Here is a 14,632-nt window from a genome sequence, read left to right as displayed (position 1 = left end):
ATACAATGATGAATGCATCGATATTTTCATATACATCAGCAACTTAATTAATGATAAAAAAAACACTACTTTTAACCTCCATGCTAATAGGATTATGGGGCTGTGGTAAGGGAGTAAAGCAGCAGATCGTTGCGCCAAAGCAATTTCCCTCTAGCACAAAAGCTTATAAGACTCTTGAGAATTTACCGTGTCTGGCGTGGTGGCAACAATTTCATGACGAAGAATTGAATCATTTAATTGAGGCAGGCTTGCGTTACAATATGGACATCCACATTGCCTTAGGAAATTTGCAGCAAGCGCGAGGAGAGCTATTGCAAATTAAACTGAGTTGGATTCCCACAGTGCAAATATTAGCAGGATATTCAACAAACCCAGCTTTAGGTGCTCCGGGCGCCTTTTACGGTATCTGGCCCTATTATGTTTTAAATATGATGAAGCTGTATACGCAAGGGAAAGAAGCAAGCTATAAGGTACAATTTCATCGTGCTGCTGTTGACGGTGCGCGCTTGGCGGTTATTGGACAAATAGCGTCTGCTTATTTTACGCTTATGTCCCAACAGGAGCAAATCAGGCTTTTACGACAATTAAATAAAGATCTTAAAGCGCTAATTGCTTTAAGTGAGCATGATATTCGCATTGGTCTAAATGATGATATTTCATTAGCGCAACTGCAATCAGATGAACGTTTAATTGCAGCTCAGATTGAACCTGCATTACATAATATGGTGTATAGCGAAAATGCATTGCGTTTTTTGGTCAATGAAAACCCCGGGCGAATAAAAAATAAAAACAATTTTGCCAAATTGGACTTTTCTCGCTTTAAGCCAGGTAGTCTTCCAGCTACAGTGCTTAACAACCGTCCTGATATGCGCATGGCCATCTATGCATTAAAGGGGGCGCGTGCCAGTGAATGGGTTGCCTGGAGTGATTTCTTCCCTACCTTACAATTAGATGAATTAGTGGGAAGGGCACGCCTGCCAGGTGGTGTATCGGTTAGTGTGACGGATGCTTATGCCGATTGGGATATAGCCCCCAGTTCCTTAGGAAAAGTGGCGAGTAGTAAGGGGGTACAACAGGCCAAATTAGCTGAACTCTATAAGACAGCTAAACGAATTTTAAGCGAGGTAGACACCGATTATTCCGCAAATAAACGTATGAATGAACAATTTAATGCCTACATGCGTGCGGAAAGTGAATACTTACGTAAATATAAATTGCAACAGGGCTTGTTAAGAACAGGGTTAATTTCGTATAAAGAGTTATTAGAAAGTAAAATTAATTTAGATAACTTGGCACTGAAAACAAATCAAGCGAAGTTAGAGCTTGCTATGTCATTGGTAGTTTTATATCAAGACTTAGCCGGAGGCTATGCGGTAAAACCCAGCGATGAAAAATAGAATTCAACCTGGTTGAGTAACCAGGCTGCACCAAGCAAAAAGTAGATTATTTGAGAGGGATATGATTAATTTTACCAGGCTTCGTTTCCAATTTAAGAGACGCTTTACGCGAGCGAAGCGTTGGTTTACTTTAGCGAACACAATTATCTTTATTGGTATTTTCACTACATTTATTTATCTTTTTTCGTTTTTATTTCCTTTTACCGATAATGCCTTTGTGATGAACAATGTTCGTCCTGTAGCAGCTCTTACCAGCGGCTTTATCACTGGACTTTATGTAAAAAATGGTGATGTAGTCCAAAAGGGGCAAAAGCTTTTCACGGTATTTAAAAGACCCTATGCCTATGCCCATGATCAATTTATTGCCGATTTAGCTAGCGGTGAGGCCAAATTATTGGCATATAAAGCAACCTATGAGCGTGACCTGCGGCTTAGCAGAAATGACGAACGCAATTACATTAAACTGAAACAAGATGATGAAAAATATCGAAAAGGGTTTCGCTTAGGCTCAGTTTCGCTGATGACTTTACAAAATTCTGAACAAGAAACCCTGGCAGCTAAAAATCGTTGGGAGGCTTCTTTAAAGCAATTAGAAATTGATAAGTATCAAATTCAAGCTCAAGAAAGCGAGCTGCAATCCATTAGCGCGCGCCTGGGAAATGCGAAAGTAAATTTACGCTTAACCGATGTATATGCCCAAGGAAATGGGGTAGTACAAAATTTATTCTTTTCAGTAGGAACTCCAGTAAATGTCAATCAACCCTTATTTTCATTAGTTGATACTGAAAATATTTATATTCAAGCAAACTTTAATGAAACTGATTTAGGGGCTGTACGTGTGGGGTCACGGGTAGTGGTATTTCCTCGCATGTATTTAGGAAGAAAAATATTTCATGGAATTATTGAATCAGACTATTGGTCTGCTAACCGGCAGCTAGTTGATGCCCGTACGCAATTGCAAAATGTTACTAATGAAAACCAATGGATTTTATTACCTCAGCGTTTACCGGTAATTATTCGTATCATCGATCCCGATCCTAGATACCCACTTCGTCTCGGCAGCAGCGCCTATGTTTACATCAGGGTTTAAAGCATGGATTGAGGAGTATGATCCTTATGGCGCTCAAAGGGTCATTCTTCCCAAAGCACTTTTTTTAGCTACCGTGGCGACTTACGTTTATTGGATTTTTCAACCCTCGAATTTCCAAAGTTACATCATTCCTTTTTTGGTGCTTGCTTTTTATGAAGCGCCAGCAATAGACTCCTATCCAGAAAAAGAACGGTTATTGGTTTTTATGACCATTGCGCTCATATTGATTAGTGTCTCTTTCTATTTGGTCTTTCCATTTAAAGGTACTTTTTTCTTTTTTTCCGTACTGGTTTTAGCGCTTACTTATTTCTCAATACTCAAGTATTTTTATGCACTAAAAAACTTAACTATGCTGCTCTTGGTGAATGGAACAGTCGTTTTAAGTACCCAACCTTTAGGAAGTATTCAAGTAGCATATACCTTCGTATCTTCTACCTTATTGGCGATGTTAACCGCATTTATTTGCCTCAAAATATATCCAACTAATTATTTGTGGATATGGAATAAGGCCATGCAAAAGTTTATTCATTGCCTGCAAGAGGGAATGGATTATGCCATACGGAAGGAAAAAAAGAGCTCCGCGCAAGAAGTACAACATCTTGGTATGGCTCGTAATTACCGCAAGTTAATTCCAATAAAATACCGAAGACAAGCTTACCGTATCGCGGTTAATTTACGGAATATTCAGCATTGTTTGGACAGTCTTTATTATGAGGATAAAAATGTAGCATTTTGGCATGAAATACAGGCTAATTTTGAATTACTCCGTCACAATATGAGCACTTATGCTCCTTGCGGTTTGCCACGGATAACTATAAAGGCAGAAACACAATTGCAACATTATATTTGTCGTTGTTTAAATCAAGTTTTTATTCATTGGGATAAGTTATGCTATCTACAGCACAAATGAGACGAAGGCTTGATTACGCTCGTTTTACTCATTTAGCGGGCATGTTTATGATTGCCATGTTCATTTATTTATTCTCCACTATTCCACATAAATTTTGGGTTTTACTTACCGTGTTAGTAGTGAGTGCGGGGATTGAACCAGGACTAATTACCCGGCGTGCAATACATCGTATAGGGGGTACTTTTATTGGCCTGACAATTTTATTACCTTTACTTTATTTAATGCAGTTGAATTATAGATTTATTCCCGTAGTTTTTGTATTAGCTCTTATTGGTTTATCGGTTTCCACCTTAAACCCACGTCGTTATGATATTAGCGTATTATTTACGACCATTATGATTTTTTTATTATTAGCGCAAACCACGGATCTAAATTCACCGGAAGGCCCCTTTGATATGGTTATTAACCGAGGGATCTGTACTTTAATCGGCGTCGCAATTATTTTGGTGGGGGATTATTTTTTATTTCAGGGCTACCATTATTCGCAAAAACTTTATTTATTTCACCAACGCCTGGTTTACAATTTTTTCAGAGATAGTGTGCAAGAGATTATTAAATTAAAGCCAGAAGAAATAAATACCTTTATTTTTGTTGAAAAACTACGGGCTGAAGTAATACAAACTTGCGCTCCCATCACAATAAGCTCGGAAAATTTATTACTAGAAAAGAGGCTTGACCCAGAGATTAAGAAGAAGGTAGATGGATTTCAAGACACACTCTGGGAAATGCGTCGTTTAATTTTTGCCTTAACGGTTTCTAAATTTGTTTTGCATACCGAGATCACCACGCAGAAGCATCTGCAACATTTTAAAGAATTGCTGCAGCAAGCAAGAGCCAATTTTCTATAAGCTATATCAAACCACTGCTTCTGGTCAAAAAGTAAACAATTGTAGGCTATAATAACTCTACAGGTAACTCGTTCCAATTCGTGTGGGATATCGATTATAGAGGTACATCATGCCTAAACCAGTAATAGTTCCGGAATTATTAAGAAGTGGTGAAATTGCATCGTTAAGTGCGCTTTCGGATTCAATCGGTCAAGTTTTTGAAATAGGTCGTAAAAAGAAACTGGGCATATCCCATACAAAAAACATAGCTATCTATAATGAACATGTACAAAGCATTAAGACCAATATCCAGGATTTACTAAATTTACACCTCACACTGCAAACTAATGGTGTCGAAAACCCACATGAAATCCTTGAGCAAAAGGCTAAAGCAATACAAGCATCAATGCTGGTTTTATCACAAACCACAAAAGATCCAGTGAAAAAACAATTTTTACTGGATCAAATGACTGGCGTAATGAATGCCTTAAGTTATGCGCGTAGTGAAATTGTAAGAGCGCCATTAAGAGCTGAATTTGCCGAATTACAAAAGCAGACGAAGACTGATTATTTGCAAGGAAAACATGGTTATTACGATGCTTATGTGAAGAAGCATTGGGAAACATTTAGTGCAAATTATGGAAAACAACTTCAAGAGCATGTCGCAAAAGTACATAAAAAAGAGTTCGAGGCTGCACTCGAAAACAAAGTGCAGGAAGCTATTGCTGCGGGTGGTTTGGGATTAGAACGAAGGTTTGAAGAGATGTACTTAGAAAGCTTTACGCGTGCCAAAGAATACGAACTGAACGCACAAGGAAAATCGTTTAAAACGATAACCCCGGAGGAAGGAAAAACAATTCAAGCTGAATTTAATGCTAAGTTTAAGGATTGGGTGACAAGCCAAGTATTAGCGCAAGGATTTAAAGAGAATTTTCAAGGTACTCCGCAAAGAGTTTTAGAAAAGGAGTTTAAGGCTGATTTTGATAAAAAATTTCATGACCAATATAAACAACATTGTGGGGATCGAATTAAGCATTATGAAAATGAAATTAAGGTTGCGCTTAATCCCGGAGATCCTAAGATAAAACAGTTACAGCTAGAGCATATGAAAGATGTGATAAATGATATATTAGCAACATGTAAAGGCAATAGCCCAAAAGCCAAAATAGCTGCAACGCAAGCTGCAGGTTTTATAAACTCTATTGAGGACCTTGAGTCAAAGATAAAGCGATTAACCAATGGGGGTATCTCACCTAAAGATGCTGGGGACGCAGCCCTGGGCATTAATATGATGCCTCAAGTCTTAGCCTCACTATTGAAAAACTGCGAGAGTCCTAAAGCGAAAGAGATTATGGCACGTGAATTTCCTGCATTTTTCCAACAGATACAAGGCATTAACCTAGGTATTCAAGCAGCACAAATGCAATGTGAAATGGGTGCTTTACAGCGTATGCAAGGTGAAATTTCTAGTACACATCATCTGGAGCAAGATGTGATGTTGAATGATGAGTTAGATGGTGGACCATTAGATGTGAATCCTCAGTTGCTAGAGACTTTTAAAACGGACGTTAAAATGAAATCAGAACTTCAGGCCCAAAAGGCAGTTGAAGAGTCTCCTAATGAGGAATTATATGGTTCTCTTTATACAGGCCGCACAAAATAAATATTATCAATTAAAGGATCACTATGTTTACAGATACACAATTAGGTATATACGAAACTTCAAAAGATTATATTTTTACTCGATTAGCAAATTTAGCTCATCGCTCGCATGAGGCAGGTATTGCTTCAGTTAAGGCCTTCTTTTTCCAATTAAATGTGGCCTTAAAATACAACAAAACCTATACTGAGTATGTGGGAGAACTATTTTATCCATCCCATTTAAACGTAAAGCTCTTTTTTTCTGGCCTTAATGATTTATTACATGCCAATGCTCCTGAGCATGTATTTGTAAAATCAATTACAGATCCTCGTTTCTTTTCTGCAGAAAATAACACTTATGAATACAAGAAAAAACTATTAACAGAATTTAGTAATAAACTGAAACAGGATGTTAGCAGTTGGTATGATGAAGAATTTAAAAAAACAGAATTAAAAGATTCGGACATGGCTGATTTGCATTCCAAATATCATCCTAAATTCATTAACAGTTTAGCAAGTGCAGGTAGCCAATCGGCAATGAGTAAAAGATAGGAAGGTACAAAGCACTGGTTAGTTTACTGCTAACCAGTGCTTGGATATTTTAATTAGGGGAAAAACGTCTTACATCATAGGTCAGTAATTTAAAGTAATCATAGGACATATAAAACTCACCATTGTCCCCATAATTATTTCCCCAGGAGTTGCGTAATGTTAATAATCCAGTGTGTTTTTTACCATAATTATCCACTGCAACCGCATTATCATCATAGCCGGTAATAATCATTCCATGTGCTGCTTGGATATTCATCAAGCCACCAGAGATATCGGGTGTAAGTAACCAGGTGTCGTTGTTGGTTTTATAATTTCCTACAGCACCTACAAGACCTAAGTCAAGACGCGGTAGCATAATTGTAAAAACCGATCGGTCACCTGCTCGAAGCGCTTCTTTCACTTCATTTAAAGTCCAGGTAGAACTGAGCCTCCAATAGATATTAGACCAATTCACTACTTTCCCGAAGATTAATTCACTCATGTTGGCGTATTGCTCGGGATCAATAAACGATTGGGGCGTTTCGCTCGAATACGTGGGGTATTCAGTTAAACCGCCACAGCCTTGTTTTGTTTGGTTGTCTTTATTAATGATTCCATATTGTTCCATTTGATTTATTACTGAAATTGGATAATTGCCATCCCAACCACTCAATACAAACCACCCATGTTGTTCTAGGTAATTGCCTAATTGCAAAAGACAAAGTTGGCTAATGTAATCGCCACGGCCAATGACCGCATCAAGAGCCCCTGTCATGGCAAAGGTGATGCATGTTCCATGCACCCCTTGATCCAGTACTGGCACATTATTCATACCCAATTGAACTGCTTTAGGCGTTTCAGTATCCAATAAAGGATTTGTAGTCAAAGAATGGTTGGCCGCCATTTCTTTAACACGCTGCGCCAGCAATTTTTTAGCCTCATCCGACAGTTCAACTTTAAGTAATTGAATATCTTTAGGGTGAGAAAGCCCTTTATGGTTAAAAGAATTAACGGCGGGTTGTATGGAGTGCTTCATTGAGCCAATAACATGTACATCTCCAGAAATAGCCCCCTTAACTATCAATAAAGTGAACATGGCTACTTGTATGAAGGGCCTTATAAAGCGTGTGATTTTCATAATAATTGGCACTTTGAAAAATTATTGAACGAATATTGTCTTCTTTTGGCAACTAATTTGCAAGGGCCATGGTAAACCCTTAGTGATCTGAAAACAAACCCGAATGAAGCTTGCTGCGAGTCCGGAAGGTAAAAGAGCAAAAGAAGGGGTAAAATCTAATATGCACCCTAAGCTGGCAATCGTATGGAGACAATATTGTCTTAATCTACCTAAAAGGATTTATTGAATATGGACCACTCTCCTACAAAAGTTAATTTAAATAATATATGTTTGGCTCTTGAGGGTGGGGGGATCTTTGGGGCTTTTATTTGGGGCGTTTTAGACAGGTTTTTGGATGAGCCCGATTTTAGCATAGAAGGTATCAGCGCCGCTTCAGCAGGTGCCTTGAATGCAGCTCTATTAGTAAGTGGTTTTGCTTCAGGTGGACAGTTAGAGGCTAAACGAGTTCTGAGGAAGTTTTGGGAAGAACTCGCTGTTCTTTCACCATTTACGCCTTTTCAAAGAGGTACCCTGGATAGGCTAATGGGGCATTGGAGTCTTTCATTTTCTATACCTTTTGTAACCCATGAGCTGATGGCTCGTCTTATTTCACCCTATCTCAATATGAATCTATTGTATCCACTAAAAGAATTATTAATTAATTGCATCGATTTTGAGAGTCTTACCAAAACCAAATTAAAGCTATTTGTTTTTACCACTCACATCGCTTCAGGTGAATCAAGAGTATTTACTAATGAGGAAATTACTGCGGATGTTTTAATTGCATCGTCCAGCATACCTACTTTATTTCCCGCCACTATAATAGAGGATGAAGCATATTGGGATGGTGGATTGACAGGAAATCCCAGTTTAAAACCTTTGGTGCAAGAATGCAGGTCAAAGGATGTAATTTTAATTCAAATAAACCCACAAAAGCGTGAACCGCTACCGGTTATTGCTTCTCATGTAATGAGCCGAATTAATGAAATCGCCTTAAGTGTCCGTTTAGCGACTGAGCTTGATTTTATTCAGATGTTAAAAGAGCAACCGCAGATTTTGTCTGGCGAAGCATTAAGGTGGGCTGAGTTAGGTATTCATTCAATTTATGATAATGAGGTTCTTGAATTGGATTACTCAACTAAATTCAACTCTGAATTGGCATTTACAAATTTTTTATTTGATAAGGGTAGAGCGGCAGCCGAGCAATTTCTATCAGCGTCATAGGATAGAAATTGCTGGGTAAAAATGTTTTGTGATTAGGAGGCAACAGCCCGCCATGTGTAAATAATGATGTACAGTACATAAATTATTAAGCTAATGGTGCCGATAGTTAAGGAAATTTTAGCTCGCTTTTTTTCATCTGGATACTTAAGTTCAAGACCAATTGAAACAAAAATAGAAATGATAATGGTCAAAAAAGTTATCATTTGAATGGCATCGGCAAGACCGTAGCTCGGTGTGGGCGGTAAACGCGGATCAATAATGTATTTATTTCCGATGAAGGCAACAACAGAGCCGATAAAAACAGTTGCTCGCGCTGCAAAGGGAAGTGAACTCATTGTATAGAGCAAATGCGCTAATATACCGGCCATAAAAAATCCAATAAAATAGCTTATATACAGTTTCCAACCTTGGCGCTTTACTTCAATAATAAAACTAAGTCTGGAATAAGAACTACTATCTACCGCTTCATTACCGAAATTAGTCGCATAATGAATAACTGAACTTACTAAACTCATACCAATAATATTCCAGCCAGGCATGGTAAATTCTGAATGGAGTCTTGATTCTTTATTATCTGGTTGAAAAACAACCTTTGTATCATCGGCAAAATCTTCCATTTTAACGGTCAAAAACTTGCGCCCAAATGGAAAATTTTTACTATCCCAAGGCTGATGTATTTTGGCGTAATAATGCACAGAAGTGTAATACTCATTACCCACTTTACCGGATGCTCCCAATTTATGGGTATAATCACGGGCATTTACAATTTCAATGTTTTTGGTCGGATTATAATTTTTATCAGTAGTTCGCCACCAGGCATAGTAACTAATACTGAAGGTACCATTTGCTGGGTCAACATCATAAATACTAAGTGGGTAAACGCCGAAAGTAACCACATTGGGAGCAGCCCAGACAGGAAAAATAAACCATGACATTAGTACGATAAGAAAAACTTTTTTCATCCTCTGAAATCCTTTTGAGACTAAATTCCATTTTATTGTGAGCAGTTCGATTATAAAGCCCGTAAATTAAATACTATCACATAACCATAGTAAGTCTAATTTAAGCAGAGTTTATTAGATGCTAACCTAGAAGGGATAAAGCTACTTATCTTCTTGAGTTCTTGAGTTTTTATATTAGACTTTTGTTAGGCATGCAATTATTATGGGCATCTTGTATTGTTGTTGAAATTAATAATAAACATGGAGTCTTTTTATGAAAACAATTAGCAAAGAAGATCTGAGTAAAATAACTCCAGACCAAGCTATTGATTTACTAAAAAAGGGGAATGAGCGGTTTATGCATAATTTGCGATACAATCGCAACCTGCTACAGCAAGTGAATGAAACCGCTAAAGAACAATTTCCTTTTGCCTCAATTTTAAGTTGTATTGATTCCAGAACTCCTGCTGAGTTCATCTTTGACCAAGGTCTTGGTGATATTTTTAGTATTCGGATAGCAGGAAATATTGTAAATGACGATATTATCGGGAGTTTGGAGTTTGCCTGCAAAATTGCTGGGTCTAAATTAATTGTTGTACTGGGCCATACTAATTGTGGCGCTATAAAAGGCGCTTGTGATGAGGCTCAATTAGGCTATTTAACACAACTCCTGGGTAAAATCACACCGGCAATTGAGCAAGAGACTTCATTTAAAGAAAATCGCAATGGAAGTAATCCAGAGTTCGTCACAGAAGTAACCCGAATCAATGTCGATAACAGCATAAAAATGATCTTAGAGAAAAGTAGCATTCTAAGAGAGTTAATTGATAAAAAAACCATAAAAATTATTGGGGGGTTATACGATATTGCTTCAGGTAAAGTTTCATTTTTTGATTAATAAAAAACAAAAAATCGAAGCTTACGAAGTACAGCATAATCTATTTCACATTTGATACCGCGCGCTTTAAGCGCGGTATCAAATGGTAGTTACGATTTAGGAACAGAGCGTCCTTCTTCAAAAAAGGTTACTTGTCCTGTTTTAATGTCATGAATCCCTGCAACAATACCTACTTTGTTACTTTCCACTAAGGCCTTAAGGATTGGGCTTTTTTCCTGGATTTGTTTCACCACGTTTAACGCATTTTCTTTTGCAATTGCATCAACTAATTTAGGATCTGAACAATTCTTGTTTCCTTCGGCTTTCATGCTCATTTGAACTGCAGGCTGTATTTTATCTAAAATATCTGTTAAGTGTCCTAATTTAACTCCATTACATGCGCCAGCTACCGCCCCGCAAGAAGTATGAGCCAATACAACAATTAAGCGTGCACCAGCTGCTTTGGTAGCAAATTCCATACTTCCTAAGATATCGTCATTAAGCACATTTCCAGCTACACGTAAGGTAAATAAATCAGCCAAACCCTGATCAAAAAAGAACTCAGGAACACTACGCGAATCCATGCAATTTAGCACTACAGCAAAGGGATACTGGCCATAAGAAGATTGATACGCTTGTTTTAAATAGTCTCTGGCAATGAGTTTTTTATTTAAAAAACGTTGATTTCCATCTTTTAAACGTTGTAATGCCTGCTTAGGAGACATCTCTTGCTGCTTCGCCTGAGTTATCGTCTTCCCAAGGAGTGGTAGCTCAGCATCGGCATTTGCAAAACTATTAATGGAATAAACAAAACCACAGGCTAAGAAAATTGCTTTTAATAAATGATTCACCGGAAACTCCCTCTCTCTTTGTTATTATTATCTTTTATCATGATAGCCATATTTATATTCTTTACAACTGTAATTACATGATAAATGTAGTTAGGTTGTAAGAACTTAGGTATGCTCTCTTTTTTTGCATAATCTCTGTGTGTTGTTATGGCAAAGCCTATGCTTATTCTATGAAGCTATAAGTGTTATTGAAATACGTGACTGGTAAATTAAGAATCAGGCTAATTAAGAAGAATATCGAATTGAATTAAGAGGAAACAAAGATTAATGGTACCTAGGGTGGGACTCGAACCCACACGGTGTCACCACCACCGGATTTTGAATCCGGCGCGTCTACCAATTCCGCCACCCAGGCACTGTGGTGGCCATTATAACAAAGAAATAGATTCCCACAATGGGTTTTGGTATATAATTCTAAAAAATATTAGATAATTAAGGCATGGGATGAAAATCAAATATTTATTTGCTGGACTGGCACTTACCTTAAGTAGTTCGATTGGTTGGGCGATGATATGTCCTGATCCGGAAACAAGTTCATTGCAATGGGGAGAGCCGCCAGCTCCCTGGGTTGTTAATCCTTATTCACAACATCCCCCCCAGGGAGAGGAAGGGACTCGTTTTGTGCGGGCGAATATTTTAGTAGCCCAATACGGGCAGGGTGTGGTTTGCACTTATAGGAATTCTTTGGGGGACTATTCTATTTGGCTGCAGGCTCTTACCAAGATCCCCGCTCCGGTAGATTATAATTGGATTAGAACTTTGGGTGGATATGTCTGCACGCAAGGCATTGATGAATGTCAATTTTTTATTGCCGAGTATTAAAAGCAATTCATTAAATTAAACAATTGGATTTATTTTTGTCCATATTTGCCATATAATGGTCCCAACTAAAATTTTTTTAGAGCAATATAAACTGTTCTAAAAAGTTATTTGGGAGTTTCGTTTATGCCGTCTAACCCTGATGAAGCGCAGTTGTTGATTTCATACGTTAATCAGTTAACCGCAGGCAAAGATGAGCAACTTGCTAATTCAGGGATGGAACAGCTCTTAACAGCAGCCGAGCTTGATGCGCAGGGCCCGCTTTTATATCCTTGCTCTGGCTCCGATGTAGTGCATCCCATATTGCTTTTCCCAAAAGTAGATGAGTTTGTTTTAATTGACGAATATCCTTTGTTTTCGGCAAATGAAGAACTTAATTTAACCGACTTATTGCACTTAGGTAAAATCACCGATTTGTCTCGAGGAATGGGTTTTTGGGGATATGGCTATGATTATTCGCATATATTGCAAACCTTTAATCGACTCGATATATCTTTTAATTCCGATCGGTTTCAAAATAGAATAGGTGCCTTGTTATTAGCGCGGCTACGCACCTTATGCGCCATGGAGTTGTTGCAAATATCCAATCTAGGTGAAGGTGTCTATAAAATTGCAGGACTTTGCGATGGGAAGCTTAAAACAATCTATTACGTGCAGCATCAGCTTGGGCACGAATCAAGCGCTTATCAATGGCTATTAGCACAAAATATTCAATTTCAAACTTTATTCATTAAAGCCTTTTCGGTTTCCATTAATGATCAGGTAATAGAGCCGAGCATTTTTCAACAAATAAGAGCACTTTATCCAGAAAACTTACAGCAATTAGCGGTTGTGGCAGAAGCTGATGGGGGTTATGGATTTAACCGCACTTTGCCTCATTTGCTTAATCCAGATTATTCTTATTTTTGTACTGAAACCGATTTTGCTTATGGCTATTCAAATAAGGTAGTGATAACCAGTGGCTTGGGGCTTTATTTAGATTATCCTCAGCACTTGCTTGCCGTGCAACAACTGCAAAAAGAATATATTACTGAACAACATAACGTACAACTTATTGAAAAGCATCGAATTGAAGCGGAGTTGAAGAATTTTTTAAAACTGGATAAGGATAAAAAATTTAAGTATTTGCTGCAGGAAAAGTTGCTTACTGTGTCTGATAATTCCTTGATGATCCCGTTATTTGATAGTAAAGAACATGGTTCTAAATGGACTAATAAAGTAATTATGGATGTATTAGAAGTGGGCAAAGTTAGGAATTTGCGTGCCTTGCAATTGACTTTAGGGCCTGCACATACAAGTTTGAAATATCAAGAGTTAGTCACCCGTTTTATTAAGCGGCTGGACGCGGAAGGGGAGTGGGTTCGCTCTTTTTCTGTTAAGGCATCCATTGAAGAAGTTAATTTCAAAAGTTCCTTTGCTATCGTTGCTGCTGAGGCATTAAAAGTGCATGGGAAAAATTTAGTGGAAATTAGTGTGCAGGTAAACGATCAAGCCGCTTTGGCGTTTATTGATGTGTTTCACTTTTTACAACAAAACGGGGCTCTGGCAAAAGGAATTATTAAGCCCATTGTTAGTTGGCGGGCTGAGACACATCAAGCAGTTGCTGCTTTTCTCCATAAGATCCCCTATGATATGCTCTGGCCTATTTAATTTACTAATATCTTGGTTGTAAGTAGCTTTCGCCTGAAAAATTCTTAATCTTATCCCTTGAAGGGTATGAAATTGAAATTATCCCATTTAGGGTATATGCTGAATATTATCCCGTGTAAGGTAATAAATTAATCTGGAATCATTATGCCTATTATTCATTCACCTGCAGAATTATCTTTATTGATAAAAAATCAACGGAAAAAATTAAAATTAAGTCAAGCTGAGATTGGCGAGCTGGTAGGATTAAAACAAAAAACTATTTCCGCCATTGAAAACATACCAGAAAACGTAAAATTAAGTACAGCATTTCGCATATTATCAGCTCTTGATTTGGAAGTGAAAATATTGCCTAAAAGCATTGAAAAGGCAACCAATGAGTGGGCTGAGGAATGGTAAAGCAATTAAATTTAAACCCCTTACAGAACAAAAAATTGCCTCTATTTTACGTAATTACCGAATTAATCCCTTGGGTATGAGCAGTGAAGAGGAAGATTTTCGTATTTCTATTGCTGGTGCACAGGAAAAATCGGCTTTCTTATACCATGAAAAACAGTGGTGCGAACCACTACAGGAAACACCAACCACACTTGAGGAAATATTGAAAAAGACAGATTTTGTTATTAATGAGGTCTCAAAGCTAATTCCGGAAGGATTTCCTGCTTATATTTGTGATCCCATATTTCAAGGCATAATGAAGGCAAAGCAGAAATTAGAATAATAAAACTAGCTGCACCCGGTTGCTTTGCAACCAGGTTAT

General features: G+C 37.8%; 15 protein-coding genes and 1 tRNA gene. 12 read left to right on the top strand and 4 right to left on the bottom strand.

From position 1 onward, the window contains the following. Positions 1-50: 50 nt before the first annotated feature. From BN3124_RS15555 to BN3124_RS15530, 6 genes are all read left to right on the top strand, one after another. Positions 51-1,397, top strand: a complete 1,347-nt coding sequence (locus tag BN3124_RS15555) for a TolC family protein (RefSeq protein ID WP_058535674.1) — start codon at positions 51-53, stop codon at positions 1,395-1,397. 61 nt (positions 1,398-1,458) lie between these two features. Continuing rightward, the gene (locus BN3124_RS15550; RefSeq protein WP_058535673.1) at positions 1,459-2,487 is read left to right on the top strand and encodes an HlyD family secretion protein; all 1,029 of its coding nucleotides are present in this window, start codon (positions 1,459-1,461) and stop codon (positions 2,485-2,487) included. Continuing rightward, positions 2,468-3,397: a hypothetical protein gene (locus tag BN3124_RS15545; RefSeq protein WP_058535672.1), complete on the top strand. Its 930-nt coding sequence runs from the start codon at positions 2,468-2,470 to the stop codon at positions 3,395-3,397. The genes BN3124_RS15550 and BN3124_RS15545 overlap by 20 nt, the downstream gene beginning before the upstream one ends. Further along, positions 3,376-4,245: an FUSC family protein gene (locus tag BN3124_RS15540; protein WP_058535671.1), complete on the top strand. Its 870-nt coding sequence runs from the start codon at positions 3,376-3,378 to the stop codon at positions 4,243-4,245. Before BN3124_RS15545 ends, BN3124_RS15540 begins: the two co-directional genes overlap by 22 nt. A 109-nt stretch (positions 4,246-4,354) precedes the next feature. Beyond that, the gene (locus BN3124_RS15535; protein ID WP_058535670.1) at positions 4,355-5,887 is read left to right on the top strand and encodes a hypothetical protein; all 1,533 of its coding nucleotides are present in this window, start codon (positions 4,355-4,357) and stop codon (positions 5,885-5,887) included. A 23-nt stretch (positions 5,888-5,910) separates the two neighbouring features. Beyond that, entirely contained in the window at positions 5,911-6,417 is a 507-nt protein-coding gene (locus BN3124_RS15530) for a hypothetical protein (protein WP_058535669.1), read from the top strand. A gap of 49 nt (positions 6,418-6,466) precedes the next feature. On the opposite strand, the gene BN3124_RS15525 is transcribed toward BN3124_RS15530, so the two are convergent. Next, positions 6,467-7,534, bottom strand: a complete 1,068-nt coding sequence (locus tag BN3124_RS15525) for a C1 family peptidase (protein ID WP_058535668.1) — start codon at positions 7,532-7,534, stop codon at positions 6,467-6,469. 228 nt (positions 7,535-7,762) lie between these two features. Here BN3124_RS15525 and BN3124_RS15520 point away from each other — a divergent pair, with 228 nt between their 5' ends. Beyond that, positions 7,763-8,737, top strand: a complete 975-nt coding sequence (locus BN3124_RS15520; RefSeq protein WP_058535667.1) for a patatin-like phospholipase family protein — start codon at positions 7,763-7,765, stop codon at positions 8,735-8,737. Positions 8,738-8,769: 32 nt separating this feature from the next. Here BN3124_RS15520 and BN3124_RS15515 read toward each other — a convergent pair whose 3' ends face one another. Further along, the gene (locus BN3124_RS15515; protein WP_058535666.1) at positions 8,770-9,699 is read right to left on the bottom strand and encodes a ligand-gated ion channel; all 930 of its coding nucleotides are present in this window, start codon (positions 9,697-9,699) and stop codon (positions 8,770-8,772) included. Positions 9,700-9,952: 253 nt separating this feature from the next. On the opposite strand from BN3124_RS15515, the gene BN3124_RS15510 reads away from it, so the two are divergent. Then, positions 9,953-10,576, top strand: coding sequence for a carbonic anhydrase family protein (locus BN3124_RS15510; protein WP_058535665.1), 624 nt, complete (start codon positions 9,953-9,955; stop codon positions 10,574-10,576). Positions 10,577-10,665: 89 nt separating this feature from the next. Here BN3124_RS15510 and BN3124_RS15505 read toward each other — a convergent pair whose 3' ends face one another. Together BN3124_RS15505 and BN3124_RS15500 are read right to left on the bottom strand one after the other, a co-directional pair. Beyond that, complete coding sequence (locus tag BN3124_RS15505; RefSeq protein WP_407927399.1) at positions 10,666-11,385, bottom strand: carbonic anhydrase family protein; 720 nt, start codon at positions 11,383-11,385, stop codon at positions 10,666-10,668. A 289-nt stretch (positions 11,386-11,674) separates the two neighbouring features. Continuing rightward, positions 11,675-11,761, bottom strand: a tRNA-Leu gene (locus BN3124_RS15500). Between the two features lie 89 nt (positions 11,762-11,850). Here BN3124_RS15500 and BN3124_RS15495 point away from each other — a divergent pair. The 4 genes from BN3124_RS15495 to BN3124_RS17415 all read left to right on the top strand — a co-directional run bounded on the left by BN3124_RS15495 (position 11,851) and on the right by BN3124_RS17415 (position 14,593). Next, positions 11,851-12,228, top strand: a complete 378-nt coding sequence (locus tag BN3124_RS15495; RefSeq protein ID WP_058535663.1) for a DUF3757 domain-containing protein — start codon at positions 11,851-11,853, stop codon at positions 12,226-12,228. A 123-nt stretch (positions 12,229-12,351) separates the two neighbouring features. Further along, positions 12,352-13,875 carry a hypothetical protein gene (locus BN3124_RS15490; RefSeq protein ID WP_058535662.1) on the top strand — a complete coding sequence of 508 codons (1,524 nt, stop codon included), beginning with the start codon at positions 12,352-12,354 and terminating at the stop codon, positions 13,873-13,875. Between the two features lie 144 nt (positions 13,876-14,019). Then, positions 14,020-14,271, top strand: coding sequence for a helix-turn-helix domain-containing protein (locus BN3124_RS15485; protein WP_058535661.1), 252 nt, complete (start codon positions 14,020-14,022; stop codon positions 14,269-14,271). Further along, on the top strand, positions 14,249-14,593 hold the full coding sequence (locus tag BN3124_RS17415; protein WP_058535660.1) for a type II toxin-antitoxin system HipA family toxin: 345 nt from the start codon (positions 14,249-14,251) through the stop codon (positions 14,591-14,593). The genes BN3124_RS15485 and BN3124_RS17415 overlap by 23 nt, the downstream gene beginning before the upstream one ends. Positions 14,594-14,632 lie beyond the last annotated feature (39 nt).

The organism is Legionella saoudiensis, from assembly GCF_001465875.1.
Taxonomy (GTDB): domain Bacteria; phylum Pseudomonadota; class Gammaproteobacteria; order Legionellales; family Legionellaceae; genus Legionella; species Legionella saoudiensis.
The sequence above is the reverse complement of the archived record's forward strand: the minus strand, read 5'-3'. Positions and strand labels throughout refer to the sequence as shown.

What these genes read in the sequence shown, in the direction of transcription:
- BN3124_RS15510 (WP_058535665.1), top strand. Translation starts at nt 9,953, where the DNA reads ATGAAAACAATTAGCAAAGAAGATCTGAGTAAAATAACTCCAGACCAA.
- BN3124_RS15535 (WP_058535670.1), top strand. Translation starts at nt 4,355, where the DNA reads ATGCCTAAACCAGTAATAGTTCCGGAATTATTAAGAAGTGGTGAAATT.
- BN3124_RS15515 (WP_058535666.1), bottom strand. Translation starts at nt 9,699, where the DNA reads ATGAAAAAAGTTTTTCTTATCGTACTAATGTCATGGTTTATTTTTCCT.
- BN3124_RS15490 (WP_058535662.1), top strand. Translation starts at nt 12,352, where the DNA reads ATGCCGTCTAACCCTGATGAAGCGCAGTTGTTGATTTCATACGTTAAT.
- BN3124_RS17415 (WP_058535660.1), top strand. Translation starts at nt 14,249, where the DNA reads ATGAGTGGGCTGAGGAATGGTAAAGCAATTAAATTTAAACCCCTTACA.
- BN3124_RS15530 (WP_058535669.1), top strand. Translation starts at nt 5,911, where the DNA reads ATGTTTACAGATACACAATTAGGTATATACGAAACTTCAAAAGATTAT.
- BN3124_RS15485 (WP_058535661.1), top strand. Translation starts at nt 14,020, where the DNA reads ATGCCTATTATTCATTCACCTGCAGAATTATCTTTATTGATAAAAAAT.
- BN3124_RS15540 (WP_058535671.1), top strand. Translation starts at nt 3,376, where the DNA reads ATGCTATCTACAGCACAAATGAGACGAAGGCTTGATTACGCTCGTTTT.
- BN3124_RS15495 (WP_058535663.1), top strand. Translation starts at nt 11,851, where the DNA reads ATGAAAATCAAATATTTATTTGCTGGACTGGCACTTACCTTAAGTAGT.
- BN3124_RS15550 (WP_058535673.1), top strand. Translation starts at nt 1,459, where the DNA reads ATGATTAATTTTACCAGGCTTCGTTTCCAATTTAAGAGACGCTTTACG.
- BN3124_RS15555 (WP_058535674.1), top strand. Translation starts at nt 51, where the DNA reads ATGATAAAAAAAACACTACTTTTAACCTCCATGCTAATAGGATTATGG.
- BN3124_RS15545 (WP_058535672.1), top strand. Translation starts at nt 2,468, where the DNA reads ATGTTTACATCAGGGTTTAAAGCATGGATTGAGGAGTATGATCCTTAT.
- BN3124_RS15520 (WP_058535667.1), top strand. Translation starts at nt 7,763, where the DNA reads ATGGACCACTCTCCTACAAAAGTTAATTTAAATAATATATGTTTGGCT.
- BN3124_RS15525 (WP_058535668.1), bottom strand. Translation starts at nt 7,534, where the DNA reads ATGAAAATCACACGCTTTATAAGGCCCTTCATACAAGTAGCCATGTTC.